Source organism: Terrabacter lapilli (assembly GCF_039531305.1).
GTDB classification, from domain to species: Bacteria; Actinomycetota; Actinomycetes; order Actinomycetales; family Dermatophilaceae; genus Terrabacter; species Terrabacter lapilli.
Genome location: NZ_BAAAPU010000003.1, coordinates 227356 through 252805 on the forward strand (window position 1 = coordinate 227356; position 25450 = coordinate 252805).

The window sequence follows — 25450 nt, forward strand, 5'->3', positions numbered from 1 at the left end:
GCGGCATACGGGATCGGGCGTGAGCCCACCCCGCAGGCAACCACAGACTCACAGCAGACCCAGAGACCAAGAGAGGCGGAGCACATGGGAGCGCAGATGCGGATCTACCGCCAGCGCATCAAGTCCGTCAACTCCATCAAGAAGATCACCAACGCGATGGAGCTGATCGCCGCCGCCCGCGTCGTCAAGGCCCGCCAGCGGGCCACCGAGGCGATGCCGTACACGACCGCGCTGACCCGCGCCGTGTCCGCGGTGGCGACCAACACGAACGAGGACCACCCGTTGACGACGGCGAAGGAGACCGCCAAGCGGGCCGGCGTCGTCATCATCACGGCGGACCGCGGACTTGCCGGTGCCTACTCCGTCGCGGCGATCAAGGAGAGCGCGGAGCTCATCTCGCGCCTGACCGCCGAGGGCAAGGAGGTCGTGCCCTACCTGGTCGGTCGCAAGGCCGTCAGCTACTACAAGTTCCGCAAGCGTCCCTACGCGGCCGAGTGGACGGGCTTCTCCGACGCCCCGACGTTCGAGAACGCCAAGGAGATCGCCGACCGCATCACCGAGGACTTCCTCAAGGACACCGAGCAGGGCGGCCACGACGAGATCCACGTCGTCTTCACGCGCTTCCGCTCGATGGTGCGCCAGGAGCCCCACGTGCTGCGCCTGCTGCCCCTCGAGGTCGTCGAGGCCGACGAGGCCCGCGACGACGAGAGCGTGGACCTCAGCGTCCGGCACTACGAGGAGGGGCAGATCCCGCCCGAGTACTCCTTCGAGCCGAGCGCAGCCGAGGTCCTGGACCTGCTGCTGCCCAAGTACGTCCGCAACCGCATCTTCACCGCCCTGCTCAGCTCGGCGGCCTCCGAGCTGGCGGCTCGCCAGCGCGCGATGAAGTCCGCGACCGACAACGCAGGCGAGCTCATCAAGAAGTACGAGCGCCTCGCCAACCAGGCCCGTCAGGCCGGCATCACCCAAGAGATCAGCGAAATCGTGGGCGGCGCAGACGCCCTCGCCGACGCCAAGAAGTAACGCCCACAGGTAAGGAAGCAGACCAACATGACTGCAACTGTCAGCGACACCGCCTGGACGGCCCCGGCCGCGGGCGGCGTCGGTCGCATCTCCCGGATCATCGGCCCCGTCGTCGACGTCGAGTTCCCCGTCGACGCCATGCCCGAGCAGTACAACCTGCTCACGACCCAGGTGACCCTCGGCGACGAGACGAAGAACATCAACCTCGAGGTCGCCCAGCACATCGGCGACAACATGGTGCGCGCCATCTCGCTCCAGCCGACCGACGGCCTCGTCCGCGGCTCGGCCGTGCAGGACACCGGCGGCCCCATCACCGTCCCCGTGGGCGACGTGACCCTCGGCAAGGTCTTCAACGCCACGGGTGACTGCCTCAACCTCGAGGAGGGCCAGAAGCTCGAGGTCACGGAGCGCTGGGGCATCCACCGCAAGGCTCCGGCCTTCGACCAGCTCGAGTCCAAGACCACGATGTTCGAGACGGGCATCAAGGTCATCGACCTGCTCACCCCCTACGTCCAGGGTGGCAAGATCGGCCTCTTCGGTGGTGCCGGTGTCGGCAAGACGGTGCTCATCCAGGAGATGATCGCCCGTGTCGCCCGCGACCACGGTGGTGTGTCGGTGTTCGCCGGTGTCGGCGAGCGCACCCGTGAGGGCAACGACCTCATGGTCGAGATGGAGGAGGCCGGCGTCCTCGGGCAGACCGCCCTCGTCTTCGGCCAGATGGACGAGCCGCCGGGCACGCGTCTTCGCGTCGCGCTGTCGGCCCTGACGATGGCGGAGTACTTCCGCGACGTGCAGAAGCAGGACGTCCTGCTCTTCATCGACAACATCTTCCGCTTCACGCAGGCCGGTTCCGAGGTCTCGACCCTCCTCGGCCGTATGCCGTCCGCCGTGGGCTACCAGCCCACGCTCGCCGACGAGATGGGCACGCTCCAGGAGCGCATCACCTCGACGCGTGGTCACTCGATCACCTCGATGCAGGCGATCTACGTGCCGGCCGACGACTACACCGACCCGGCCCCGGCCACGACGTTCGCGCACCTCGACGCGACGACCGAGCTCTCGCGTGACATCGCGTCGATGGGTATCTACCCGGCCGTCGACCCGCTCACGTCGACCTCGCGAATCCTCGACCCGCGCTACGTGACGCAGGAGCACTACAGCACCGCGGTTCGCATCCGCTCGATCCTCCAGCGCAACAAGGAGCTGCAGGACATCATCGCGATCCTCGGTATCGACGAGCTCTCCGAAGAGGACAAGATCCTCGTCAACCGGGCCCGTCGCATCCAGCGCTTCCTGTCGCAGAACACCTACGTCGCCAAGCAGTTCACCGGCATCGAGGGCTCGACCGTGCCGCTGGCCGACACCATCGAGGCCTTCACGAAGATCGCCGACGGCGAGTACGACCACGTCGCCGAGCAGGCCTTCTTCATGTGCGGTGGCCTCGACGACGTCGAGCGCCAGTGGGCGGAGATCCAGAAGAACCTCTGATCCGAGCGGTTCGACACACCCGACGACGGGGAGGTGCCCTCTGGGGCCCTCCCCGTTCGTCGTAGGGCGGCCCGGGTCCGCAGTGGGACTCGCCTCCGGGCATGCGGGTACGCCTCACAGTGTTGACACCGATGTAACGGACGTCAGCGCCGACGGGAAGCACACCTCCATCCCAGCTCTAGGAGAATCGTGAGCACCTCCACCCAGCAGGCACCTCGTCACCGGGTCGTGGTCATCGGATCGGGCTTCGGCGGCCTGTTCAGCACGCAGCGGCTGAAGCACGCCGACGTCGACGTGACCCTCATCGCCCGCACGACGCACCACCTCTTCCAGCCCCTGCTCTACCAGGTAGCCACGGGCATCCTGTCCGAGGGCGAGATCGCGCCCTCGACGCGTGAGGTGCTCCACCGGCAGGAGAACGCCAAGGTGCTGCTCGGCGACGTCAGCGAGATCGACCTCGAGGCGCGCACGGTGACGCACACCGCGGTGGGCCGCGAGACCGTGACGCCGTACGACTCGCTCATCGTCGCCGCCGGGGCCGGCCAGTCGTGGTTCGGCAACGACCAGTTCGCCCGGCACGCTCCCGGCATGAAGTCGATCGACGACGCCCTCGAGCTGCGTGGCCGCATCTTCGGCTCGTTCGAGCTCGCGGAGCTCGCGTCGACCCAGGAGGAGATCGACCGGCTCATGACGTTCGTCGTCGTCGGTGCGGGCCCCACGGGTGTGGAGATGGCGGGGCAGATCTCCGAGCTCGCGAAGCGCACGCTGCGGCGGGACTTCCGGCGCATCGACCCGACGAAGGCCCGCGTCATCCTCCTCGACGCCGCTCCCGCGGTGCTGGGCTCGTTCGGCGAGAAGCTCGGTGACCGGGCGGTCAAGCGCCTGACCGACATGGGCGTCGAGGTGCGCCTCAACGCCAAGGTCGTCGACGTCGACTCCACCGGCATCGAGGTCGAGCACCCGGACGGCCGACGCGAGCGCATCGAGTCGGTGTGCAAGGTGTGGGCGGCCGGCGTCAGCGCGTCGCCGCTCGGGCGCCAGCTCGCCGACCAGACGGGGGCGCAGCTCGACCGGGCCGGTCGCGTCGAGGTCCAGCCGGACCTGACCCTGCCGGGCCACCCCGAGGTGTTCGTGGTCGGCGACATGATGTCGCTCGACCACCTGCCCGGGGTCGCCCAGGTCGCCATCCAGGGCGGACGCTACGCCGCGGACCAGATCGTGCGGCGCCTCGAGGGCCGAGAGCCCAAGGGCCCGTTCCAGTACTTCGACAAGGGCTCGATGGCCACGATCTCGCGGTTCTCGGCCGTCGCGTCGGTCGGCAAGGCGCAGTTCAGCGGGTTCTTCGCCTGGGTGCTGTGGCTGGCCGTGCACCTCGTCTACATCATCGGCTTCAAGCACCGGATCACCACCCTGCTGCACTGGGTGGTCACCTTCATCGGCAGGGGGCGCTCCGAGCGCGTCGTGACCGAGCAGCAGGTCTTCGCCCGGCAGGCGATCTCCGACCTCGGCGAGGAGTTCAGCCCCGAGCTCCCGCGCCTGGCCAAGGACCGACCGCACGAGCAGCCGAGCCACCAGCAGGAGGAGCAGCCGCACGGGCAGTCCGGCGACGGGGGCCCACAGCCGGTCGACCCGACGCAGCCAGGCCCCGACGCAAGGGTGCAGGCGGCTGCCCGGGCCCAGGGCGTGCCTGCCCCGGCTGCCCAGGGCCCGGCTCCCGACGCGGGCCTGCCCGCTCCTGCCGATCGGCCGCGCGTCGACTGAGACGATCCACGTATGCCGCAGGGCGGGCTCGCGTGACCCGGCCCGGCGGCATACCTGCTCACGTGCTCGCAGACGGTCAGCGCACGAGGCGCTCCACGGCTGCCCCGAGACGCGGCAGGGCGGCCACGACGTGCTCCTTCGCCTTGCCGCGCAGGGAGCCGTAGACCTTCGCGGCTGAGGTGTGCGTGGTCTTCGCCGCCTTGGCGTCGGTGACCGCGAGGAGGGCGTCGGCCACTGCATCGGGCTGCGCGGCCAGGTGGCTGCCGAAGGGCTGCTCGCCCTTGGTGGCCCAGAACGGGTCGAGGGCCGAGGCGAACTGGGGGAGCAGCCGGTCGGTGGCGTTCTGGACGAAGCCGCCGCCGAGCCGCTTGGCGGCGGCGTACCCGGTCTTGACGGCGGCGCCGCCGAACCCGGACTTGTCAGCGACCTCGGCGTCGATGACGTCGGTGAGGGTCGCGACGGCAACGGGCCGGCGCGACGGCTCGAGGAGGGCGTCGGACACTGCTGTGCTCATCTTGGTGCTCCTGTGGAGGATGGGGACTGGCGCGGGCGGGCGGTGCCCCCTCGCGTTCGGAGCATCCTGCCAGAGGCACTAAACTCGGCAGCACACCCCCACGATCCGGAGGAAACGTGAGTTCGCTCAAGGTTGAGATGGTTGCCGCCGACCGGAAGGTCTGGGAGGGCGAGGCCAAGTTCGTACGCGCCCGTTCCATCTCCGGCGAGCTCGGCATCCTGCCCGGCCACACCCCCTTGCTCGGCGTCCTCGTCGAGGGCGAGGTCGCCATCGAGTCCCTCGAGGGCGAGCGCCGCACCGTGATGGTCGACGGCGGCTTCCTCTCGGTCGACTCCGACGTGGTGACGATCGTCGCCGAGCACGTCGACGCCTCGTCGCTGCAGACGAACTGAGGCCCCGCGTGCCGTCCGCTCTCATCTCCTCCGAGATCGTGATCGGCACGCTGCTGGTGGTCGCGGTGGTCGTCCTCGCGACGACCTACCTGCGCCGCCGCTACATCGCCAAGGGCCTGCCGCTCACGCTGTGCGGGCTGCGCCGGCCCGGCACCGACCGCTGGCGCCTCGGCCTCATCAGGTTCGGCGACAACGCCCTCGAGTGGTACACGCTCGGGGGCGTCTCCCTGCGTCCGAAGGGCCGGTGGCTGCGCCAGCGGCTCCTGCTCGAGGCCCCTGAGCTGCTGTCGGGCCCCGAGTCCATCCCGCTGCTGCCCGGGGCGAGCAGGGTGCCGTGCGCCGACGGCGACAAGCGCTTCGAGCTCGCGCTGCAGGGGCCTGCCTACACCGCGCTGCGGTCGTGGCAGGAGGCCTCGCCTCCCGGCTACAACGTCAACGTCGCCTGACGCGCCCCGGCGTATGCCGTCCGGCCGCGTCAGTGCTTCTTCGCGCGCTCCGGCTTCTCGACGCGTCCACCACCCGGCTGCCACAGCACGTCCCCGCCGATCGGCTTGTTGGCGATCCGCGCGAGGATGAAGAGCAGGTCCGAGAGCCGGTTGAGGTACTTCGCGGTGAGCACGTTGACGCCGCCGACACCGCGGGCCTCGGTGTCCTCCGGAGCCGGTTCGGTGCCGTGCTGGTCGACGGCAGCCCACGCGGACCGCTCGGCCCGCCGCACGATGGTCGTGGCCAGGTGCAGGTACGCCGACCCCGCGGTGCCACCGGGCAGGATGAAGGAGCGCAGCTTCTCGACCTGCTCGAGGTAGTGGTCGCAGTCACGCTCCAGGTCGTCGACCCACGGCTGCTCCACCCGCAGCGGCGGGTAGTCGTAGGAGTGGCGCAGCGGCGTCGACAGGTCGGCGCCCACGTCGAAGAGCTCGTTCTGGACGCGGCGGAGGGTGGCCACGACCTCCTCGGGGAGCTCGCCGCAGGCGACGGCGATGCCGATCGCCGCGTTCGCCTCGTTGGAGTCGGCGTACGCGTGCAGCCGGGCGTCGTTCTTGCTGACCCTCGAGAAGTCGCCGAGGCTCGTCGTACCGTCGTCGCCGGTTCGCGTGTAGATCCGCGTCAGGTTGACCATGGGGTCACTCTCTCACCCCATGGTCACCGTCCCGCGCGCCGTCCCGCGCGCCGTCCCGTGCGCCGACCCGTGGTCGACCGGGGGTGGCGGTGGGCCACCGGTAGGGTTCTCGGGTGAGAGAGCGATTCCGGGTCGTCGGCGGCGCGCACCTCGTCGGGCAGGCCACCGTCGTCGGTGCCAAGAACAGCGCCCTGAAGCTCATGGCGGTCGCGCTGCTCGCCGTGGGGCGCACGACCCTGACCAACGTCCCGGCGATCGCCGACGTGATGATCATGGCGGAGCTGCTGCGTCGCCTCGGCGTGGGCGTCGACTACGACCCCGAGGCCGGCGTCGTCGTGCTCGACGTCCCGGAACGCATCGGGCACCGTGCGGACTACGAGCTCGTACGCGCCCTGCGCGCCTCCATCTCCGTGCTCGGCCCGCTGGTGGCCCGCGTCGGCGAGGCCGATGTGGCCGTTCCCGGGGGCGACGCGATCGGCTCGCGGGGTCTCGACCTGCACGCCGCCGGGCTGGAGGCGCTCGGCGCCGAGGTCCACGTCACGCACGGCTACCTCGTGGCCACGGCGCCCCAGGGCCTGCAGGGCGCCGACATCCGCCTCGACTTCCCGAGCGTCGGGGCGACGGAGAACGTCCTGACCGCAGCGGTGCTCGCGCGCGGCACCACGACGATCGACAACGTCGCCAGGGAGCCGGAGATCGTCGACATCGCCGAGATGCTCCAGTCGATGGGGGCTCGGGTGGAGGGCGCCGGCACCTCGCGCATCACGGTCCACGGGGTCGACAGCCTCGCCCCGACGCGGCATGCCGTCGTCCCGGACCGCATCGCTGCCGGCACGTGGGCCTTCGCCGCGGCCACGACCAGGGGCCAGATCGAGGTGGTCGGCGGCGTCGCCGACCACCTGCGGGCGCCGCTCGGCGCGCTCGAGCAGGCCGGCTGCGACGTCACGGTGACCGAGCGCGGCTTCTGCGTCTCGGCCCTGGGGCGCCGGCCCCGTGCCTTCGACGTGGCGACCCTGCCCTACCCGGGGTTCCCGACCGACCTGCAGCCCTTCGCCCTGACCTACAACGCCGTTGCCGACGGGTCCGCGATGGTGACGGAGAACCTCTTCGAGGCACGCTTCCGCACCGTGCAGGAGCTCGCACGCCTCGGGGCCGATGCGCAGATCGACGGCCACCACGTCATGACCCACGGGGTCGAGCTGCTCTCCGGTGCCCCGGTCGAGAGCAGCGACATCCGCTCCGGCGCCGCGCTCGTCCTCGCGGGGCTCGTGGCCGACGGCGAGACGCTCGTCAGCGGCGTCCACCACATCGACCGCGGCTACCCGCGCTTCGAGGAGGCGCTGCGCGCGCTGGGGGCGGACGTCACCCGCGAGCCGGAGGACGAACCCCCCTTCGCCTGATCCGGCCGAGCTGCCCCGGGGTGCTCGCACCGGGGCGACGCTCCATGTCGCGACGTTCGTATTTTCTTGACCAGTTCTTGACTCCTGAGGACAACGAATCGGCTGGCCGAGACGTCATCATGAATGTCGTCACAGCGTTTGGAAGGGGTCCACATGACGCTGAACACCCACTGCACCGGCCTGGTCCGGGTGCTCGAGGCGCCCGACGGCCACGACGTCGTCATCGAGGGACGGCTCGACGTCCACACGGTTCCCGACATCCGTGACGCCATCCATGCGGTCATCAGCCAGGGTCCGGGCGAGCTGCGCCTGCACGTGGGCGGTGCCGAGATCGGCGACGCGACCGGGCTCGGCGTCCTCGTCCACCTCCACCGCCGCGCCACGCGTGCCGATCGGCGGCTGCTGCTCGTCGACGCGAGCGACCGCACGACCCGGCTGCTGCGCGGCTGCCGGCTCGACCGGATCCTCGTCGCCGGTCACACGGGCCACTCCGATCGCTCGGCCCACCGGGGCCGCCCGGGCGTGACTGTGGCGCCTCTCACCGCCTGAGCGTCTCCTCGCCGCGCGGGCCCGCCGCTACCGTCGAGCCATGTCTTCGACGGAGAGCACGCCGCCCCTCGCCCGACGGGCGACGCCCGACCGTCCGTGGGTCATGCGCACGTATGCCGGCCACTCGAGCGCCGCTGCGAGCAACGCGCTCTACCGGCGCAACCTCGCCAAGGGCCAGACCGGCCTGTCGGTCGCCTTCGACCTGCCGACCCAGACCGGATACGACCCCGACCACGCGCTGTCGCGGGGCGAGGTGGGCAAGGTCGGCGTCCCGATCAGCCACGTCGGCGACATGACGGCCCTCTTCGAGGGCATCCCGCTGCGTGAGATGAACACGTCGATGACGATCAACGCGACGGCCATGTGGCTGCTCGCGCTCTACCAGGTCGCCGCCGAGCGCCAGGCCGAGACCGCCGGCGAGGACCCCGCCCAGTGGGTGCACGCCCTGTCGGGCACGACGCAGAACGACATCATCAAGGAGTACCTCTCGCGCGGGACCTACGTCTTCCCGCCCGGCCCCTCCCTGCGGCTCATCACCGACCTGGTGGCCTACACGGTGCGCGAGATCCCGAAGTGGAACCCGATCAACATCTGCAGCTACCACCTGCAGGAGGCGGGGGCGACGCCGGTGCAGGAGATCGCCTACGCGATGTCGACGGCGATCGCCGTCCTCGACGCCGTGCGCGACTCGGGCCAGGTGCCGCCCGAGGAGTTCGCGAGCGTCGTCGCGCGGATCTCCTTCTTCGTCAACGCCGGGGTGCGGTTCGTCGAGGAGCTGTGCAAGATGCGCGCCTTCGTGCAGCTGTGGGACGAGCTGACCCGGGAGCGCTACGGCGTCACAGACGCGAAGGCACGACGCTTCCGCTACGGGGTGCAGGTCAACAGCCTCGGCCTCACCGAGGCCCAGCCGGAGAACAACGTCCAGCGGATCGTCCTCGAGATGCTCGGCGTGACGCTGTCGAAGGACGCGCGAGCCCGCGCCATCCAGCTGCCGGCGTGGAACGAGGCGCTCGGCCTGCCGCGACCGTGGGACCAGCAGTGGAGCCTGCGCATGCAGCAGGTGCTCGCCTACGAGTCCGACCTCCTCGAGTACGACGACCTCTTCACGGGGTCGCACGTCGTCGAGGCCAAGGTCGCCGAGCTCGTGGCCGGAGCCCGGGCCGAGATGGCGCGCGTCGAGGAGCTGGGCGGTGCGGTGGCCGCGGTCGAGTCGGGCTACATGAAGTCGGCCCTGGTCGCCTCCCACGCCGAGCGCCGGCGCCGGATCGAGTCGGGGGAGTCCGTCGTCGTCGGGCTCAACCGCTTCGAGACGACCGAGCCCAACCCGCTGACGGCCGACCTCGAGACCGCGATCCAGACGGTCGACCACGACGTCGAGAGCCACGCGTCCGACGCCGTGCGCGCGTGGCGCGAGAGTCGCGACGCCGACCCCGAGCGGCGAGCGAGGGCTGCTGCCGCGCTCGAGCGGCTGCGCGCCGACGCCGCGTCGTCGACCAACCTCATGGCCGCCACCCTCGAGTGCGCGCGCGCCGACGTGACGACGGGGGAGTGGGCCGCCGCCCTGCGCGAGCAGTTCGGCGAGTACCGCGCCCCCACCGGCGTCTCCGGCTCGGTGGGGGTCGGCTCCAGCGAGCCCGGCGACGCGCTCGCCCGAGTGCGGGACCTCGTCGCGCGCACCGGTGACGAGCTCGGCGAGAAGCTGCGCATCCTCGTCGGCAAGCCGGGCCTCGACGGCCACAGCAACGGCGCCGAGCAGGTCGCCGTGCGGGCGCGCGACGCCGGCTTCGAGGTCGTCTACCAGGGCATCCGCCTCACCCCCGAGCAGATCGTCGCCGCTGCGGTGGCCGAGGACGTCCACCTCGTGGGCCTCTCGATCCTCAGCGGCTCGCACATGGAGCTCGTGCCCGAGGTCCTGCGCGGCCTGCGCGAGGCAGGCGCCGGCGACGTGCCGGTCATCGTCGGCGGCATCATCCCCGAGTCCGACGCAGCCGCCCTCCGGGCCGCGGGCGTCGCCATGGTGTTCACCCCGAAGGACTTCGGCCTCAACGACATCATGGCCGAGATGGTCGGTGTGATCCGGGCAGCACGCGGGCTCCCGGTTCTGGAGGCCACGCCCGCCTGAGCAGGGGTAGCGTCGCCGGTATGAGCGACCTGCAGTGCGCGGCCCGCGTCATCGTCGTGAACCCGCCCGGACTCACCGACGTCGCGTGGCTCGCCTCCGCGATCCACCTCGAGCGGGTCCAGGCGGTGTACGCCGCCGACGACGTCCCCGACACCGGCCCGGTCGAGTCCCTGGCCGACGACCTCGGGGTGCCCTCGCACCTCGGGCACGGCGAGCTCCACGACGGGTCGGCAGGGCTCGAGGAGCTCGTCGACCGCCACCGCGGAGAGACGGTCGTCGTCGTGCGCGGCGGCGAGGCGAGCGAGCCCGTCATGCTCCTCGTCGACGCCGACGGCGTGTCGCGCCAGCCGATCGAGGGACTGCGCTGAGGCACCTGCCGGCGACACGGCATACGCCCTCGGTCGGCGTCGGGAGCCCGGTGAGGGCGCGCAGGGTCAGAAGAGGCGCGACTCCGCGTCGTCGATGCCCTTGAGGGCGTCGTAGTCGAGCACGACGCAGCGGATCCCGCGGTCCTCCGCGAGCGTGCGCGCCTGCGGCTTGATCTGCTGGGCGGCGAAGACGCCGGTGACCGGCGCGAGGTGCGGGTCGCGGTTCATCAGCTCGAGGTAGCGGGTCAGCTGCTCGACGCCGTCGATCTCGCCACGGCGCTTGATCTCCACCGCGACGCTCGTGCCCGACGAGTCCCTGGCGAGGATGTCGACCGGACCGATCGCGGTCATGTACTCGCGGCGCACCAGAGACCAGCCGTGGCCGAGGGTGTGGATGTGCTCGGCAAGCAGCTTCTGCAGGTGCGCCTCGACCCCGTCCTTGACGAGCCCCGGGTCGACGCCGAGCTCGTGCGCCGAGTCGTGCAGCACCTCGTGGATGTGGACGGTCAGGCGGTCCTCGCTCTTGGCGTGCTGCACGCGCCAGACCGCGACCACCCCGTCGGCGCCCAGTGCCTCGTCGGGCTCGACCTCGGCCATGGAGCACGGTGGGGACATCCAGTTCAGCGGCTTGTAGGAGCCGCCGTCGCTGTGCACGAGGACGGACCCGTCGGCCTTGACGAGGAGCAGCCGGGTCGCGAGGGGCAGGTGGGCGGTCAGCCGACCGTCGTAGTCGACGCTGCAGCGGGCTATGACGAGACGCACCGGACCACCCTAGAGGAGGCCGCGTGGGCAGCGTCACGCTCCGGGCGGGTGTGGGCTGCCCACGTGCTCTGCGAGACTCGCACCCATGGCTCGTGAGTTCACCAAGGTTGGCGTCATCGGACTCGGCACCATGGGTGCCGGCATCGTCGAGGTCTTCGCCCGCAACGGCATCGACGTCGTCGCGGTCGAGGTCGACGAGCAGGCGGTCGAGAAGGGCCGCGGCGTCCTGCAGCACTCGACCGACCGGGCGGTCTCCCGCGGCAAGCTGAGCGAGCCGGACCGGGACGCCCTGCACGCCCGTGTGCAGTTCACGAGCGACATGGCCGACCTCAAGGAGTGCCAGCTCGTCGTCGAGGCCGTGCCCGAGCACCTCGACCTCAAGAAGGAGATCTTCGCCAAGCTCGACACGATCGTCTCCGACGACGCGATCCTCGCCACCAACACGAGCTCGCTGCCGGTCACCGAGATCGCCGTCGCCACGATCAACCCGAAGCGCGTCGTCGGCATGCACTTCTTCAACCCGGCGCCGGTGCTCCAGTTCGTCGAGGTCATCAAGACCGTCATCACGAGCGACGAGACGTTCGAGGACGTCAAGGCCCTAGCCGAGCGCCTCGGCAAGAAGCCGGTCGTCGTCGGCGACAAGGCCGGCTTCATCGCCAACGCGCTGCTCTTCGGCTACCTCAACCACGCCGTCGCGATGTACGAGAGCAAGTACGCGACGCGCGAGGACATCGACGCCGCCATGAAGCTCGGCTGCGGCTACCCCATGGGCCCGCTCGCCCTGATGGACCTCATCGGCCTCGACACGGCGTACGAGATCCTCGACACGATGTACAAGCAGGGCCGCGACCGCCTGCACGCCCCGACCCCGATCATCAAGCAGATGGTCAGCGCCGGGCTCAAGGGCCGCAAGAGCGGCCGGGGCTTCTACACCTACGCCGAGCCCGGCAGCTCGCAGGTCGTCGACGACGCCCTGACGCCGTCGGGAGCGGCCGCCTCGACGAGGCCCACCCGTCCCGTGGAGGCGGTCGGGGTGGTCGGCTCCGGGACGATGGCGACCGGCATGGTCGAGGTCTTCGCCAAGGCGGGGCTCGAGGTGACGTTCGTCGCCCGCACCGAGGCGCGGGTCGAGGCCGTGAAGGCGGCGCTCGCCAAGAGCCTCGAGAAGGCCGTCCAGCGCGGCAAGGCCACCGAGGAGGAGCGCGACGCGGCGCTGGCTCGCGTGCGCGGCAGCGTCCGGCTCGAGGACCTCGCCGAGGTCGACCTCGTGGTCGAGGCCGTCGTGGAGGACCTCACCGTCAAGCGCGCCCTCTTCGAGAACCTCGACGAGATCTGCCGCCCCGGGGCCATCCTCGCCACGACGACGAGCTCGCTGCCCGTCGTCGAGTGCGCCGCCGCCACCAAGCGTCCCCAGGACGTCATCGGGATGCACTTCTTCAACCCGGCCCAGGTGATGAAGCTCGTCGAGGTCGTGCACACGGTCTCCACGGGCGACGACGTGGTCGCCACGGTGCAGCAGCTGTGCCGGACCATCGGCAAGCACCCGGTGACGTGTGGCGACCGGGCCGGCTTCATCGTCAACGCGCTGCTCTTCCCCTACCTCAACGACGCCGTGAAGATGCTCGAGGCCAACTACTCGACGGCCGACGACATCGACACCGCGATGAAGACCGGCTGTGGCCTGCCCATGGGCCCGTTCGAGCTGCTCGACGTCGTGGGGCTCGACGTGTCGCTCGCCATCGAGCGCGAGCTCTACCTCGAGTTCCGCGAGCGCGGCTACGCCCCGGCGCCGCTGCTCGAGCACCTCGTGACGGCCGGCTACCTCGGGCGCAAGACGGGCCGCGGCTTCCGCACCTACGCCTGACACCTACGCTGGAGCCATGCCCTCGCGCCGCCGCCCCAGCAAGCACGCGCGCGAGCACGTCCCGCTCGACGTGACGCGCATCCAGGGGGGCAGCACCCGCGAGGAGTCGTATGCCGGCACGCGGTGGACCGTGCGCAGCGTGAGCGGGGCGTCCGCCACCCGCGCGTACCTGTGCCCCGGGTGCCAGCAGGACGTCGTGCCGGGCACGCCGCACGTCGTCGTCTGGCCCGCCGAGGGGGTCGGTGGCCTCGGCGACCGCCGGCACTGGCACTCAGGGTGCTGGCAGCGCCGCGACGCCCGGCCGCCCGGCAACTCCTACCGCTGACGAGGGCCTCGCGCCCCGTCAGGCGTCGAGGACGGGAGCGAGCTCGCGCGCCACGAGGCGCAGCGGCGCGGTGTCACGCGAGGCCCGGGCCAGCACGAGGGCCCCCTCGAGCGCGCAGAGCATGAGGGTCGACAGCGTCTCGGCCCGCCGCCTGGTCCTGCCCATGGCGACGAGGGCGTCGGTGATGGGTGTGCGCCACGTCTCGAGCGCGGCGGCGGCCGCCCGGCGGACGGTCTCGTTGGCCTGGGCGCAGTCGACGACGGCGCCCGCCACGGGGCACCCGCGCTCGAAGCCACGCGCCCGCAGGTCGGCCGACCACTCGTCGACCAGGGCCGTGAAGAGCCGGCTGGGGGAGGGCCGGCGCATCCCCGAGACGTGCGCGCCGACCCGCTGGGCCGCCCAGGCGCCGGACCACTGGAGGGCCTCGGCGACGAGCTGGTCCTTGCCGCCGGGGAAGTAGTGCTGAAGGGAGCCGCGCGGGGCATCGGCCTCGGCGACCACGTGGCGCAGCCCGGTCGCGGTCACACCGGCGCGGCGGAGCTGTTGCGCCGTCTCGTAGACCATGCGCTCGCGAGGTCCGCGTGACGGTCCCGGCATGTCGCCCTCCTGCCGCGGTGATGGCTTCCCTTCAACTATGACAGGTGTCATGATGAGAGGGCCACTATGACGATCGTCATAGTCGGATCGAGCCAGTGGAGGAGGAGCCGTGCTCCGAGTCGGCTTCATCGGCCTCGGCATCATGGGCCGGCCCATGGCGTCCAACCTGCTCCGAGCCGGAGTCCCACTGGCCGTGTGGAACCGGTCGCCCGAGGCCGTGGAGCACCTCGCGCGCGACGGGGCGCGGCCGCTGCCCTCGCCCGCCGCCGTCTTCGCCGAGAGCGACGTCGTCCTGCTGATGCTGGCGCACGAGGCCGCCGTGGACGAGGTGCTGCGACGGGGAACGCCCGAGTTCGCCACCATGGTGGCCGGGCGCACCGTGGTGCCCTGTGGCACCACGTCGGCCGCCTTCTCCGCGGGCCTCGAGCGAGACGTCGTGGCGGCAGGGGGTCGCTACGTCGAGGCCCCGGTCTCGGGCTCCCGCGTCCCGGCCGAGCGCGGTGAGCTGGTGGGCCTGCTCGCGGGTGCCGACGACGCCGTGGAGGAGGTCGCGCCACTGCTCGCTGGGACCTGCCGCACCGTCGTGCGCTGCGGCCCAGTCCCCGCTGCCCTCGGAACGAAGCTGGCCGTCAACCTCTACCTCTGCACCATGGTCGCCGGGCTGGCGGAGGCCTACCACCTCGCGACCGCGCTCGAGCTGGACCTGGACGCCTTCCGGCAGGCCCTCGACGCCGGGCCGATGGCCAGCGCCGTGTCGACCCTGAAGCTGGCCAAGCTCGTCGAGCGGGACTTCGAGGTGCAGGCCGCCATCCGCGACGTCCACCTCAACACCCGGCTCGTCGCCGAGGCAGCCCGGTCCGCCGGTGCGGCCAGCCCCCTTCTCGACGCCACCCGCGAGCTCTTCCGCGAGGCGGAGGAGTCCGGAGCCGGCGCCCTCGACATGGCGGCGGTCGTGACCGCCCTGGAGGTCCGCGATGGGATCGCCGCCCTCCGGCATACGTCGGCGGTCGCCGGAGCGGTCTAGGGCTGGGGGCGCGCCGCCAGGACCTGCTCGCGCAGGATGTCGGCGTGCCCGCAGTGCTGGGCCAGCTCGCGCAGCATGTGCAGGTACACCCACCGCAGCGGGAGAGGGCCCCGGCGGTTGCCGCGCACGATGTCGTCCAGGCCGAGTGGCGCCGTCGCCCTGCGCGAGGCCTCGCAGGCCTGCTCGTGGGCCTGCTGCACCGAGGCGACGGTGTCGTCCTCGGTCAGGAGGAAGGACTCGTGCGGCGTCGCCGGGATGCCGATCTCGGCCCGCGAGCGGCACGTGACGGCCTCGTCGAACCACACCTTCTCGACGAACGTCGCGTGCTTCACCAGCCCGAGCAGGGTCGTGGCCGACGGCACGAGAGAGCGCCTGGCCTCCTCCTCGCTCAGGCCGTCGAGGGCGCTGCGGATGCCGGCACGGTGCTCGTCGAGGAAGACCTCGAACTGGACCCGGACCGGTTGCTGGAACACGTCCTCGGCGAGCGTCGGCGGCTGCGTCATGGCGCCGAGCCTGCCATGCCGAGCCGCGCCCCGCTCGCGCATTCCGCTGTCCCCAGCGGCGGTCCTAGTGTCGCCGCTGCCGCGGCACCAGGACCTCCTCGTAGAGCAGCAGCGCCCCCGCCGCGAACGGGATGGCGAGCAGCGCCCCCAGGATCCCGAGGAGGGCTCCGCCGGCCAGGGCGGCGACGACCGTCACCGCTCCCGGCACCGCCACCGTGCGCTGCATGATCCGCGGCATGACGGCGTAGTTCTCGATCTGCTGGTAGACGATGAAGTAGATGATGACGATGAGCGCCTTCTTGGGCTCGTCGAAGAACGCGACGATCGCCACGACCGAGGCCCCCAGCGTCGCGCCGACCATCGGGATCAGGCCGAGGAAGCCGACGGCCACGGCGAGCACCGCCGCGAACTTCAGCCCGATCAGCGTCATCATGATCCACGCGCAGAAGGCGTTGATGCCGGCCACGGCGACCTGGCCGATCGCGTACGACCCGACCCGCCGCATGACCTCCTCGGCGAGCGAGACGGTGCGCGGGCGCCGGCTGGCCGGCACGACGGCGTAGGCCGCCTGCTTGACCGCCGGCAGCGACGCGAGGAAGTAGAGCGTCAGCACCAGGACCGTCAGGACGCTGAAGACCCCGGAGGCGATCACCTTGCCGGCGTCGAGCACGCCACCGAACACCCCGGCCCAGAGGTTGCCGTCGGCGACCCGCTTGTTGACCTCCTCCTGGATGCGCTGGACGAGCTGGTAGCGATGGTCGACGTCCTGAACCCACGGGTTGGCCAGCACGTTGTCGAACATCCGTGGCGCGTTCGTCGTCAGCTCCGTGCCCTGCTGGAGCACCGGCGGGATGACGAGCCAGCCGACGAGCGTGAAGAGCGCGAGCACGCCGAGGAAGACGATGGTGACGGCCCAGCCGCGACGGACCCTGCGGCGGGTGAGGGCCTCGACGAGCGGGTTGAGGGCCAGCGTCAGGAAGAACGAGACCACGAGCAGCGTGATGACGGTGCCGAGGCGGCCGACCGCCTGCACGACGGCATACGCGGTGAGGACGCCGACGGCGCCGACGAAGCCGACGTAGAAGGGGGACTGCCGGTTGAAGGGCGTCCCGCTCGGCCCGAAGTCGCGCCGCTGACCCTTCGCCCGCCTGCCGTCCGACGTGCCCGTCTCTCCGTCGGCCCCGCCGTCCGAGGGGGCAGCCTCGGGCACCTGGTCCCCGTCGGACGCGCCGTCCGGCGACTCACCGACCCCGAGCGGGAGTGTGGCCACCAGGGTGCCGAGGTCCGAGGACCCGGGGGAGGCCGCCTCGGAGACGCCGTCGGCCCGCCCGGGTGGCGCGCCGTCGGCTGCCCCGCGTGAGCCGTCCACGGACTCCCGGTATGCAGCCGCCCGGGCCTGCCGGTCGAAGCCGAGGTCGCGGGCCCGGAACTCGTCCATCCTCGCGCGCTGGGCGCGGCGGTAGCGCGTCCAACGTCCCCAGATGCTCACGGGCGTGAGCCTACGTCAGCGCCCGTGGGGCCGACCCACGACGCGTCCGAACGGCATCCGGCTACTGGTTGCAGAAGCGGTTGATCGCCTTCTCGAAGCCGGCGCGCTTCTCGGGGTCGCTCACGCCGAGACCCGCCTCGGGCGACAGGGTGAGCACGCCGACCTTGCCCTGGTGGGCGTTCTGGTGGACGTCGAGGGCCGCCTGACCAACCTCGTCGAGGGTGTACGTCTTGCTGAGGGTCGGGTGGATCAGGCCGCGGTTGATCAGCTCGTTGGCCTCCCACGCCTCGCGGTAGTTCGCGAAGTGCGAGCTGACGATGCGCTTGAGGTTCATCCAGAGGTAGCGGTTGTCGTACTCGTGCATGTAGCCCGACGTCGAGGCACACGTGACGATGGTGCCGCCCTTGCGGGCCACGTACACGCTCGCGCCGAAGGTCTCCCGGCCGGGGTGCTCGAAGACGATGTCGACGTCGTAGCCGCCGGTGAGCTCGCGGATCCGCTTGCCGAGGCGCTTCCACTCCCGGGGGTCCTGGGCCGTGCCCTCGTCGTTCCAGAACCGGTAGTTCTCGGCGTTGCGGTCGATGATCAGCTCGGCGCCCATGGCGCGGCAGATCGCGGCCTTCTCGGGCGAGGAGACGACGCAGATCGGGGTCGCGCCGCCCGCCAGGGCCATCTGCGTGGCGTAGGAGCCGAGGCCCCCGGAGGCGCCCCAGATGAGGACCCGGTCACCGAGCTTCATCGCGGCGCCGTGCTTCGAGATGAGCTGGCGGTAGGCGGTGGAGTTGACGAGGCCGGGGGAGGCCGCTTCCTCCCACGTCAGGTGCGCCGGCTTGGGCATCAGCTGGTTGGCCTTGACGATGGCGAGCTCGGCGAGGCCGCCGAAGTTCGTCTCGAAGCCCCAGATGCGCTGCTGCGGGTCCATCATCGTGTCGTCGTGGCCCTCGGCGTCCTCGAGCTCGACCGAGAGGCAGTGGGCGACGACCTCGGTGCCCGGCTTCCACTTCGTGACGCCGGGGCCGGTGCGCAGGATGACGCCGGCGAGGTCCGATCCGACGACGTGGTAGGGCAGGTCGTGCCGCTTGGCGAACTCCGACATCCGGCCGTAGCGCTCGAGGAACCCGAAGGTCGAGACGGGCTCGAAGATCGAGGTCCACACGGTGTTGTAGTTGATGGCGCTGGCCATGACGGCGACGAGCGCCTCGCCCGGGGCCAGCTCGGGCACCGGGACCTCGTCGATGTGCAGGGACTTGCGGGGGTCCTTGTCCCGGGTGGCGAGTCCCTCGAACATGTCGACCTCGTCCTTGTGGACGGTCGCCCCGCGGTAGGTCGCGGGGATCTCGAGGTTCGCGTAGGTCTCCTGCGTGCGGTCGCCGGAGAGGATGGCGTCGCGGATGGCCTGCATTGAAGGTCCTTACGTCGCAGCGTCATTGATGGTCTGAAACCGTGCCTTGCCTGCGAACGTAGCGAGAGGTGACTCGCCGGTAGCCGCTTCTGAGACGGCCACCACAGGTGACCTGGGTCACGGGTTCCCCGCCGGCGCCGGCGGCGCCGGCGGCGCGGATGGCGTGGGGCGGCGAGGCTGCCGAGTACGGTCGGCGCGTGCGACGACTGATGGCGGGGCTCGCGTGCTGGCTGGTGCAGCCGGCGTACGTTCTCGTCGAGCTGCTCGTGGCGGCCGGGGCCTCCGCGGCATACTCCCTGCGCGACGACACGGTCAGTGCCCTCGGCATGGCAGCCTGCTCGCCCGGCCACGCCGGCTCGGTCCTCGAGGTCTGCTCGCCCGGCCACGGGCTGATCAACGCCGCGTTCGTCGCCTTCGGCCTGCTGCGTGCGGGCGGTGCCGCGCTCCTTCGACCGACGCTAAGAGGGGGGACGTGGGGAGCAGTCGCAGTCTGGCTCTGGGCGGCCTCGGGGCTCGCGGCTGCCGCCGTCGGCCTCGCGCCCGTCGACGAGCAGCCGGGATGGCACGTCGTCGCAGCCCTGCCCGTCTTCGTCCTCCAGCCGCTCGCCGTCCTGGCCACCGCGGGGGCGCTGCGGAGGTCGGTCGTCGTGCCGTCCGGTGTCTGGATCTCAGGAGGGGTCATCGCGGCGGTGACCCTCACCGCCGCGGCCGCGTTCGGTGCGCGCCTCGGCGGCCCGACATGGGTGGGTGCCCTCGAGCGTGCGGCGCTCTGGCCCGCCTACGTGTGGCTCGGCGTCGTGGCGCTGGCCCTGCTGGGCGCCAGCAGGTCGGAGACCGTGGCGAACGTGTAGCCGTCGGAGCGCAGGCGGCTGATGATCGCGCGCAGCCGGTCGATGGTGACGAGCCGGTCGTCCGACCCCGTGTCGTGCGCGAGCACGATGGAACCGGGGCGGACCTGCGAGGCGATGTCGTCGACGATCCGGTCGGGGTGCCCGGTCGCCAGGTCCTCACGGGCCTGGGCCGACCACATGACGGTCGTCAGGCCCAGCTCGGCCGCCGCGAGCACCGCAGCCCCGCCGAGGTGGCCGTAGGGCGGCCGGAAGAGGGTGGGTGCGGCGCCGTACGCCTGCCCCATCAGCCGGCTGGTCCGGGCGACCTGGTCGCGGCAGCTCGCCCAGTCGTGGCGGCCGAGGTCGGGGTGGTCGAAGGTGTGGTTGGCCAGCTCGTGGCGCCCGACGCTGTCGCGGTGCAGGCTCCCGTGGTCGCGCACGTTGCGCCCCAGGCAGAAGAAGGTGGCGGGCACGTCCTCCGCCTCGAGTGCGGCGAGCACCCGCGGCGTCCACTGCGGGTGGGGGCCGTCGTCGAAGGTCAGGGCGACCCGGCGCTGGTCACCGGGCCCGCCCCAGACGACCGTCGCCGCGCCTGCCGACGGCGGGGAACGGTCCGGGCGCACCGCGCTCACCGGGCTGCCGTAGAAGGGGAGGGGAGTGCCCTCGTCGAGGTGCTCGGTGAGCCGCACCGCACCGACGGCTCCAGCGGCCCCGACCGCGGCGCCCGCGACCGCCGTGAGCGCCTGACGGCGAGTGACCTCCATGGGAGGCGATGCTACGACCAGGGACACGAGCGGGGCGGATCCCCGGCGAACCCGGCCCCGTGCGTGCCACACTGGCGCCCGTTCGACGGAGGGCGAGGGGAGGTCACCGTGCGTCGTGCCCTGATTGGCGTGCTGGCGGCGGTCACCGCGGCCGCCCTCGGCCTCGTCCCGATGCTGGCGCACGACGAGCCTCCGCCCGTCCTGCGCAACGGCCCCGCGTGGCGCTCGACGTGGGCGCTGGCCCCCTCCTCCCTCGGCGGCCGGCTCCTGGACCCGCCCGCCGAGGCCGTCTGGCTGGCCTACGGGGACGTGCCGGCGGAGGGCGCGCGAGCCGGTGTGGTGTCCCAGGCCCTGCTGGACCTGCACGCCCTGACCCGGCCCAACGGTGCCGTCGCTGCCGGACCGGACGGCCCGTGGGCGTACGCGTGGCCGCGCGACTCGGCGTTCGTGGCCGCCGCGTACGCCGAGACGGGCCACCCCGACGACGCGCTCCGGGTGCTCGGCTTCCTCGCCCGCGTCCAGCGCCCTGACGGCGGCTTCGAGGCGCGCTACCGGCTGGACGGGTCCGGGCCGCCCGACGACCGTCCCCGCCAGAGCGACGGCGCCGGCTGGGTGCTGTGGTCGCTCGACCGGCTGCGCGTGACCCGGCCGGACGGCGTCCTACCGGCCGGGCTGCGTGGCCTGCGCGACCGGTCCGTCGCGTTCGTCCTGGCCCAGACGGGCGCAGGCGCACGCCTGCCCGAGGTGTCGCCGGACTACTGGGAGGTGCCCGAGCGCCGGGTCACCCTCGGCACGGCGGCGCCCCTGGCTGCCGGGCTCGAGGCCGCCGCGCGAACGTATGCCGCCGAGCGGGACGCGCCGCGAGCCGTGGCCGCCGGGCGCGCGGCTGGGCGCCTCCGCGCCCTGATCCGCTCACGGTTCGGACCGGACTACCAGCGGCACGGGAGCACCGGCGGACTCGACGCAGGCGTCGCCATGCTCATGCCGCCCTTCGCCGTCCTCGACGACGCCGCGGCCGAGCGGGCGTGGGAGCGCTACCCGGTCCTGGCCCTGCGCGGCGCGGGCGGTCTCGCTCCCGGCGCCGAGTGGAAGCAGGACGGGGTCTCCTGGACGCCGGAGACGGCCCTCGTCGCCTACACCGCAGCGGCGTCGGGCCACGCGCCGCTCGCGGAACGGTGGATGGCCTGGCTGGAGCACCACTGCACGTCGTGGGGGAGCCTTCCGGAGAAGGTGCTCCCCGACGGCAGACCGGCCGGTCCGGCGCCGCTCGCGTGGACCGCCGCCCTCGTGGTGCTCACCGAGGGCGAGCTCGCCACCCACCGGGCCGGGGTGGCGTCCTCAGTGGCCGGCGTGCGCTGACGGCTCGACGAGCTCGACGAGGACCCCGCCGGCGTCCTTCGGGTGGATGAAGTTGACCCGGCTGTCGCTCGTCCCCCGCTTCGGGGTCTCGTAGAGCAGGCGCAGCCCGCGCTCGCGGAGGGTCGCGCACACCGCGTCGATGTCCGCGACGCGGTAGGCGAGCTGCTGGATGCCGGGGCCGCTGCGGTCGAGGAACTTCGCGATGGTCGACTCGGGTGACAGCGGCGCGAGCAGCTGGATGCACGAGCCGGACTCGCCGACGCCCATCATGGCCTCGCGGACGCCCTGCTCCTCGTTGGTCTCCTGGTGGAGCATCGTCATGCCGTACTTCTCCTCGTAGAAGGAGATGGCGGCGTCGAGGTCGGGCACGGCGATGCCGACGTGGTCGATGTGGGTGAAGAGCGCATCCGTCATGGCGCCAACGTATTGCCACCACACGGCATACGGACGGCGTATGCCGTGTGCGGTAGGTCTCGCTGGCAGGGGCGTCCGCGACGGCGCGTCTATTGTGGTCGGGACACCACCAAAGACGTCGGAAGAGGCCAACGAACCATGACTGCTGACCGTCCCACCTCCGTGATCGTCGCGGGCGCCCGCACCCCTATGGGTCGGCTGCTCGGCTCGCTCAAGGACTTCTCCGGATCGGACCTCGGTGGCATCGCCATCAAGGGCGCGCTGGAGAAGGCGGGCGTGGCTCCCGAGCAGGTCGAGTACGTCATCATGGGCCAGGTGCTGCAGGCCGGCGCCGGCCAGATCCCGGCCCGCCAGGCCGCGCACGCCGCGGGCATCCCGATGACCGTTCCCTCCCTGACCATCAACAAGGTCTGCCTCTCGGGCATCAACGCCATCGCCATGGCCGACCAGCTGATCCGCGCCGGCGAGTTCGACGTCGTCGTCGCCGGCGGCCAGGAGTCGATGACCAACGCGCCGCACCTGATGACGAAGTCGCGCGAGGGCTACAAGTACGGCGACGTGACGATGCGCGACCACATGGCCTACGACGGCCTGTGGGACGCCTTCACCGACCAGGCCATGGGCGCCCTGACCGAGCAGGCCAACACCGGCTCCCAGGCCTTCACCCGTGAGCAGCAGGACGAGTTCTCGGCACGCAGCCACCAGCTGGCGGCCAAGGGCTGGAAGGACGGCATCTTCGACGACGAGGTCGTCGCGGTCAGCATCCCGCAGCGCAAGGGCGAGCCGATCGTCTTCAAGAACGACGAGGGCATCCGCCCCGACACGACGGCCGCGTCCCTGAGCGGGCTGCGCCCGGCCTTCAGCAAGGACGGCACGATCACGGCCGGCTCGGCCTCGCAGATCTCCGACGGCGCCGCAGCGGTGGTCGTCATGAGCAAGGCCAAGGCGGAGGAGCTCGGCCTGACCTGGCTCGCCGAGATCGGCGCGCACGGTGTCGTCGCCGGCCCCGACTCCACCCTCCAGCAGCAGCCGGCGCGCGCCATCGCCCGGGCCTGCGAGAAGGAGGGCATCACGCCCGCCGACCTCGACCTCGTCGAGATCAACGAGGCCTTCGCCGCAGTCGGCCTCGCCTCCGCCCAGGAGCTCGGCATCGACCTCGACAAGGTCAACGTCAACGGCGGCGCCATCGCCCTGGGCCACCCGATCGGCATGTCCGGCGCCCGCATCGCACTGCACCTCGCTCTCGAGCTGAAGCGCCGTGGCGGCGGCGTCGGTGCGGCGGCGCTCTGTGGCGGCGGCGGCCAGGGCGACGCCCTGATCGTCCGCGTCCCCGCGTCCGCCTGAGCGGCGAGGCACCGCACCGCGTGGCACGCCGAGCCGTCGACGTCCCCGCCCTGGTCGAGTCGGCCAGGGCGGGTTCGCCGCGTGCCGTCGCCCGCCTCATCTCGCTCGTCGAGGACGGGCACGAGTCGCTGCGTGAGGTGATGGCGGCGCTGACACCCCACTCCGGCAACGCGTACGTCATCGGCCTCACCGGCTCGCCGGGCGTGGGCAAGTCGACGACGACCACGGCGCTCGTCGGCGCCTTCCGCGAGCGGCGGCTGCGCGTCGGGGTGCTGGCGGTGGACCCGAGCTCCCCCTTCTCGGGCGGCGCACTGCTCGGTGACCGGGTCCGCATGCAGGACCACGCCCTGGACCCCGAGGTCTACATCCGCTCGATGGCCTCGCGTGGGCACCTCGGCGGACTGTCCTTCACGACGCCGCAGGCCATCCGCGTCCTCGACGCCGCCGGGTGCGACGTCGTGCTCGTCGAGACCGTCGGGGTGGGCCAGTCCGAGGTCGAGATCGCCGGCCTCGCCGACACGTCCGTCGTGCTCCTTGCCCCCGGGATGGGCGACGGCATCCAGGCGGCGAAGGCCGGCATCCTCGAGATCGGCGACGTCTTCGTCGTCAACAAGGCCGACCGCGACGGCGCGGACGCGACGGTCCGCGACCTGCGGCACATGATCTCCCTCGGCGACCGCACCGAGCCCGGGCTGTGGCGCCCTCCCGTCGTCAAGGCCGTCGCGTCACAGAAGGTCGGCATCGACGAGGTCATGGAGGCTCTCGACAAGCACCGCGCCTTCGTCGAGGAGAACGGCGAGCTCACGCGCCGGCGCGAGCGCCGGGCCGCGGACGAGATCGAGACCATCGCACTCGCCGCGCTGCGCGCCCGCTTCGCCCACGTGGCGGGCCACGCGGGCGTCGTCACGCTGGCCCGTGAGGTGCTCGCCGGTCACCTGGACCCGTATGCCGCCGCCGACCGCCTCGTGGAGCAGCTCGGCGCCTGAGGCGTGACCCTCCGGACGCACGAGGTCCCGGGCGCTCCCGTGGTGCGTGCTCAGCACTGGACGCGGCAGCGGACTTGCTGTGTCCGGCGGGCCTTGACCACTGCCCGCTCCAACACCGAGCGGGTCCATGCCTGCCGATGCATGACGTGCTCGTAGGTGAAGCGGTAGACATCCCAACCGCCGAGCACGAGCTCGTCGTAACGCCAGCAGTCCGTGACGAGCTGGCTTCTGCGGGTGTGGAACTCATGGCTGTCGGCCTCCAGGACGATGCCCAGCGACACGTCGACCAGGTCGGGTGTGATGCGTTCGCCCGCCCCGACGGCGATCCCGACCTGTGGCCGCGGGTCGAGGCCGGGGACGTCCAACGCGATGGCACGCAGCACGGACTCGAACGGGTTCGCGGCATTGCCGGATGCGAGTCGCAGCACGCGGAGCACCCCGGGTCGGCCGGGACCTCTGACCGAGTGAGCAGCCCGGGCCAGGTCGGTCGCACGCACCGATCGAGACCGCAGGGCCGAGTCGGCGATCGCGAGCGCCTCGTCGAAGGGCAGCCAGCGAGCGCAGTCGACGACCGTCCGGACAGGTGAGGTGAGGCCGTTGACGATCTCGTCGGGCGCGAGGGGCGAGCTGCGGATGCTGGCCCTGTTCCGGCTGTCGGCAGTGATCTTGCGGCCCGGCGGGACCGTGATCTCCGCGAGCGTCGGCACGGTCTTGACCTTCCAGCCATGGGCGAGTGCAGCCGAACGGTGCGAGACCACGGCACTGAGGCCGTGGGCGAGGGCCCGGGCCGCGTCGACCTCGGCGAGCACGTAGCGACCGCGTCTCGGGCGCAGCACGACACCACAGTCGACGGCCCTGCGCAGCTGCCGCTTGGACGCCAGCTCGCGCAGCTCGGAGCGAGTCGCCACACCTCCAAGGCGCCGGATCGCCTGCTCGACCGCGTCCATCGGTCCACCCTGTCGGCGCGGGCACCCGCACCGCGGGGGTCGTCCACAGGCCCCACGAACACTGGAAGCCGAGCCCGAGCCGGGCCACCGTGCCCGGCCAAGC

Annotated in this window: 26 protein-coding genes; 16 read left to right on the forward strand and 10 right to left on the reverse strand. The window is 71.8% G+C overall.

Annotated features, from left to right (window positions below; genetic code table 11):
- The first annotated feature begins 84 nt into the window (after positions 1–84).
- From ABD241_RS02410 to ABD241_RS02420, 3 genes are all read left to right on the forward strand, one after another.
- On the forward strand, positions 85–1023 hold the full coding sequence (locus ABD241_RS02410; protein ID WP_344058069.1) for a F0F1 ATP synthase subunit gamma: 939 nt from the start codon (positions 85–87) through the stop codon (positions 1021–1023).
- A gap of 27 nt (positions 1024–1050) precedes the next feature.
- Positions 1051–2511, forward strand: coding sequence for a F0F1 ATP synthase subunit beta (gene atpD / locus ABD241_RS02415; RefSeq protein WP_344058071.1), 1461 nt, complete (start codon positions 1051–1053; stop codon positions 2509–2511).
- Positions 2512–2700: 189 nt separating this feature from the next.
- Positions 2701–4272, forward strand: a complete 1572-nt coding sequence (locus tag ABD241_RS02420; protein WP_344058073.1) for an NAD(P)/FAD-dependent oxidoreductase — start codon at positions 2701–2703, stop codon at positions 4270–4272.
- A gap of 76 nt (positions 4273–4348) precedes the next feature.
- Here the strand turns inward: ABD241_RS02420 and ABD241_RS02425 are convergent, their stop codons facing one another.
- The gene (locus ABD241_RS02425) at positions 4349–4786 is read right to left on the reverse strand and encodes a DUF6918 family protein (protein WP_344058075.1); all 438 of its coding nucleotides are present in this window, start codon (positions 4784–4786) and stop codon (positions 4349–4351) included.
- 116 nt (positions 4787–4902) lie between these two features.
- On the opposite strand from ABD241_RS02425, the gene ABD241_RS02430 reads away from it, so the two are divergent.
- Together ABD241_RS02430 and ABD241_RS02435 are read left to right on the forward strand one after the other, a co-directional pair.
- On the forward strand, positions 4903–5178 hold the full coding sequence (locus ABD241_RS02430) for a F0F1 ATP synthase subunit epsilon (protein ID WP_030194945.1): 276 nt from the start codon (positions 4903–4905) through the stop codon (positions 5176–5178).
- Positions 5179–5186: 8 nt separating this feature from the next.
- Positions 5187–5624, forward strand: coding sequence for a DUF2550 family protein (locus ABD241_RS02435; protein ID WP_142184502.1), 438 nt, complete (start codon positions 5187–5189; stop codon positions 5622–5624).
- Positions 5625–5653: 29 nt separating this feature from the next.
- Here the strand turns inward: ABD241_RS02435 and ABD241_RS02440 are convergent, their stop codons facing one another.
- The gene (locus ABD241_RS02440; RefSeq protein ID WP_344058079.1) at positions 5654–6298 is read right to left on the reverse strand and encodes a cob(I)yrinic acid a,c-diamide adenosyltransferase; all 645 of its coding nucleotides are present in this window, start codon (positions 6296–6298) and stop codon (positions 5654–5656) included.
- A gap of 113 nt (positions 6299–6411) precedes the next feature.
- Here ABD241_RS02440 and murA point away from each other — a divergent pair, with 113 nt between their 5' ends.
- The 4 genes from murA (at position 6412) to ABD241_RS02460 (ending at position 10737) form a co-directional block, all read left to right on the forward strand.
- Positions 6412–7698, forward strand: a complete 1287-nt coding sequence (gene murA / locus ABD241_RS02445) for a UDP-N-acetylglucosamine 1-carboxyvinyltransferase (RefSeq protein ID WP_344058081.1) — start codon at positions 6412–6414, stop codon at positions 7696–7698.
- Positions 7699–7851: 153 nt separating this feature from the next.
- A complete protein-coding gene (locus tag ABD241_RS02450) occupies positions 7852–8247 on the forward strand; it encodes an STAS domain-containing protein (protein WP_344058083.1) in 396 nt (131 codons plus the stop codon).
- A 103-nt stretch (positions 8248–8350) separates the two neighbouring features.
- Positions 8351–10369, forward strand: a complete 2019-nt coding sequence (locus ABD241_RS02455; protein WP_344059490.1) for a protein meaA — start codon at positions 8351–8353, stop codon at positions 10367–10369.
- A gap of 20 nt (positions 10370–10389) precedes the next feature.
- On the forward strand, positions 10390–10737 hold the full coding sequence (locus ABD241_RS02460) for a hypothetical protein (protein ID WP_344058085.1): 348 nt from the start codon (positions 10390–10392) through the stop codon (positions 10735–10737).
- Between the two features lie 66 nt (positions 10738–10803).
- On the opposite strand, the gene nucS is transcribed toward ABD241_RS02460, so the two are convergent.
- Positions 10804–11499, reverse strand: a complete 696-nt coding sequence (nucS, locus tag ABD241_RS02465) for an endonuclease NucS (RefSeq protein ID WP_344058087.1) — start codon at positions 11497–11499, stop codon at positions 10804–10806.
- A gap of 85 nt (positions 11500–11584) precedes the next feature.
- Here nucS and ABD241_RS02470 point away from each other — a divergent pair, with 85 nt between their 5' ends.
- Both ABD241_RS02470 and ABD241_RS02475 read left to right on the forward strand, forming a co-directional pair.
- A complete protein-coding gene (locus tag ABD241_RS02470) occupies positions 11585–13363 on the forward strand; it encodes a 3-hydroxyacyl-CoA dehydrogenase family protein (RefSeq protein ID WP_344058089.1) in 1779 nt (592 codons plus the stop codon).
- Positions 13364–13379: 16 nt separating this feature from the next.
- On the forward strand, positions 13380–13688 hold the full coding sequence (locus ABD241_RS02475; RefSeq protein ID WP_142184488.1) for a hypothetical protein: 309 nt from the start codon (positions 13380–13382) through the stop codon (positions 13686–13688).
- A gap of 18 nt (positions 13689–13706) precedes the next feature.
- Here the strand turns inward: ABD241_RS02475 and ABD241_RS02480 are convergent, their stop codons facing one another.
- Positions 13707–14285, reverse strand: a complete 579-nt coding sequence (locus ABD241_RS02480) for a TetR/AcrR family transcriptional regulator (protein ID WP_344058091.1) — start codon at positions 14283–14285, stop codon at positions 13707–13709.
- A gap of 109 nt (positions 14286–14394) precedes the next feature.
- On the opposite strand from ABD241_RS02480, the gene ABD241_RS02485 reads away from it, so the two are divergent.
- Entirely contained in the window at positions 14395–15309 is a 915-nt protein-coding gene (locus ABD241_RS02485; RefSeq protein WP_344058093.1) for an NAD(P)-dependent oxidoreductase, read from the forward strand.
- On the opposite strand, the gene ABD241_RS02490 is transcribed toward ABD241_RS02485, so the two are convergent.
- The 3 genes from ABD241_RS02490 to ccrA form a co-directional block, all read right to left on the reverse strand.
- A complete protein-coding gene (locus ABD241_RS02490) occupies positions 15306–15812 on the reverse strand; it encodes a DinB family protein (protein WP_344058095.1) in 507 nt (168 codons plus the stop codon). The two genes, ABD241_RS02485 and ABD241_RS02490, sit on opposite strands and share 4 nt — an antisense overlap.
- Before the next feature lie 64 nt (positions 15813–15876).
- A complete protein-coding gene (locus tag ABD241_RS02495) occupies positions 15877–17301 on the reverse strand; it encodes an AI-2E family transporter (RefSeq protein ID WP_344058096.1) in 1425 nt (474 codons plus the stop codon).
- A 61-nt stretch (positions 17302–17362) separates the two neighbouring features.
- Positions 17363–18703 carry a crotonyl-CoA carboxylase/reductase gene (ccrA, locus tag ABD241_RS02500; RefSeq protein WP_344058098.1) on the reverse strand — a complete coding sequence of 447 codons (1341 nt, stop codon included), beginning with the start codon at positions 18701–18703 and terminating at the stop codon, positions 17363–17365.
- A 197-nt stretch (positions 18704–18900) separates the two neighbouring features.
- Here ccrA and ABD241_RS02505 point away from each other — a divergent pair, with 197 nt between their 5' ends.
- Positions 18901–19554 carry a DUF998 domain-containing protein gene (locus tag ABD241_RS02505; RefSeq protein ID WP_344058100.1) on the forward strand — a complete coding sequence of 218 codons (654 nt, stop codon included), beginning with the start codon at positions 18901–18903 and terminating at the stop codon, positions 19552–19554.
- On the opposite strand, the gene ABD241_RS02510 is transcribed toward ABD241_RS02505, so the two are convergent.
- Positions 19482–20297, reverse strand: coding sequence for a polysaccharide deacetylase family protein (locus ABD241_RS02510; protein ID WP_344058102.1), 816 nt, complete (start codon positions 20295–20297; stop codon positions 19482–19484). The two genes, ABD241_RS02505 and ABD241_RS02510, sit on opposite strands and share 73 nt — an antisense overlap.
- 108 nt (positions 20298–20405) lie before the next feature.
- On the opposite strand from ABD241_RS02510, the gene ABD241_RS02515 reads away from it, so the two are divergent.
- A complete protein-coding gene (locus ABD241_RS02515) occupies positions 20406–21656 on the forward strand; it encodes a glycoside hydrolase family 15 protein (protein WP_344058105.1) in 1251 nt (416 codons plus the stop codon).
- On the opposite strand, the gene mce is transcribed toward ABD241_RS02515, so the two are convergent.
- Positions 21636–22070 carry a methylmalonyl-CoA epimerase gene (gene mce / locus ABD241_RS02520; protein WP_142221078.1) on the reverse strand — a complete coding sequence of 145 codons (435 nt, stop codon included), beginning with the start codon at positions 22068–22070 and terminating at the stop codon, positions 21636–21638. The genes ABD241_RS02515 and mce overlap by 21 nt on opposite strands.
- 138 nt (positions 22071–22208) lie before the next feature.
- Between mce and ABD241_RS02525 the strand changes: the two genes are divergently transcribed.
- Positions 22209–23414 carry an acetyl-CoA C-acetyltransferase gene (locus tag ABD241_RS02525; RefSeq protein WP_344058108.1) on the forward strand — a complete coding sequence of 402 codons (1206 nt, stop codon included), beginning with the start codon at positions 22209–22211 and terminating at the stop codon, positions 23412–23414.
- 20 nt (positions 23415–23434) lie between these two features.
- Positions 23435–24400 carry a methylmalonyl Co-A mutase-associated GTPase MeaB gene (gene meaB / locus ABD241_RS02530; RefSeq protein WP_344058110.1) on the forward strand — a complete coding sequence of 322 codons (966 nt, stop codon included), beginning with the start codon at positions 23435–23437 and terminating at the stop codon, positions 24398–24400.
- Positions 24401–24450: 50 nt separating this feature from the next.
- On the opposite strand, the gene ABD241_RS02535 is transcribed toward meaB, so the two are convergent.
- Positions 24451–25347 carry a type IV toxin-antitoxin system AbiEi family antitoxin domain-containing protein gene (locus ABD241_RS02535; RefSeq protein WP_344058112.1) on the reverse strand — a complete coding sequence of 299 codons (897 nt, stop codon included), beginning with the start codon at positions 25345–25347 and terminating at the stop codon, positions 24451–24453.
- Positions 25348–25450 lie beyond the last annotated feature (103 nt).